Origin of the sequence: Streptomyces sp. NPDC127092 (genome assembly GCF_042722475.1) — a bacterium.
Classification (GTDB): domain Bacteria; phylum Actinomycetota; class Actinomycetes; order Streptomycetales; family Streptomycetaceae; genus Streptomyces.
Map to the genome: position 1 here is coordinate 1 of NZ_JBHXFE010000288.1, position 1,274 is coordinate 1,274.

1 protein-coding gene is annotated in these 1,274 nt (G+C 72.9%); it reads right to left on the minus strand.

Annotation, left to right across the window (positions count from 1 at the left end; all coding sequences use genetic code 11):
• Positions 1–1,274, minus strand: a 1,274-nt coding sequence (locus ACFWJO_RS39745; RefSeq protein ID WP_386873173.1) for a DEAD/DEAH box helicase, incomplete at both ends; no start/stop codon positions are given.

Genomic DNA, 1,274 nt, shown 5'->3' on the forward strand with positions numbered 1-1,274 from the left:
GTGAACCGGTTGCCGTCCATGTCCCCGAGCAGGCCCAACACCTTGCGGCGCTCGCGCTGGAGCACGCGGTCGTAGAGCTTGCGGTGGGCCGGCTCGAGCTCCACCTGGAGGATCTGCTCCTGCTTGGACGGCAGGTCCTTCGCCACGAGCTCCTTGGAGCGGCGCAGCATGAACGGGCGCACGCGGCGGCGCAGGGCCGCCATCCGCTCGGGGTCCCCCCCGGTCTCGATGGGGGTCACGTAGGTCTCGCGGAACCGGCGGTGGCTCGGGAACAGGCCCGGCACGACGACGCCCAGCAGCGCCCACAGGTCGCTGAGGGAGTTCTCCATCGGCGTGCCGGTGATGGCCAGCCGGAAGGGGGCGCGCAGGTCGCGGGCCACCGTGTGCACCTTCGCGGCGCGGTTCTTCAGGAACTGTGCCTCGTCGAAGACCACCCCGCCCCAGTCGAGTCCGCCGTACTGGCCGGCGTCGATCCTCAGGAGCGTGTAGCTGGTGACCACCACGTCCGCCCCCGCCACCTCGTCCGCCACGGCGGTGCCGCGCTTGCGGGTGGTGGTGTCCAGGACGCGCACGTCGAGGTCCGGGGTGAACTTCTCGGCCTCGGCCGCCCACACGGACACCACGGAGCTCGGCGCGACCACGAGGAACGGCGGCCGCTCGGGCCGGGCCTGGCGCGCGTGGGCGAAGAGCGCGAGGGTCTGGACGGTCTTGCCCAGGCCCATGTCGTCGGCCAGGATCCCGCCGAGGTCCTGCTCCCACAGGAACGCGAGCCAGCGCAGGCCCTCCTCCTGGTAGGGGCGCAGGTCGGCCTTCAGGCCGGCGGGGCGCGGGGCCTCGGGGAGGCGCTCGACGGCGGCCAGACGCCCGACGGCGGCGGTCCACTCCGGGTCCTCGTCCACCTCGTCCGCGAGCTCCTTGAGGTCCTCCCAGAAGCCGACCTGGTGCCGTGAGACGGGGGTGTGCTCCGGGGTCCACTCCTGCAGGGTGGCGGCCTCGGAGAGCAGGGCGCGCAACCGGTCGAAGGCGGGGTGGTCGAGGCCCAGGTAGGAGCCGTCCGCGAGGATCAGCGTGGTCCTGCCCTGCACGAGCGCGGTGAACAGCTCCACGAACGGCAGCACGTGCCCGTCCACGGAGACCTGCACGCCCAGGTCGAACCAGTCGTTCTGCGTGGCCTTCGTGCCGACCTCGATGCGCGGGGCGGCCTTCAGCTCGCGGTAGTCGGGGCGGTCGCCGGTGACGTCCACGCGCACGTGGTCGGCGCGCTGCAGCAGCGG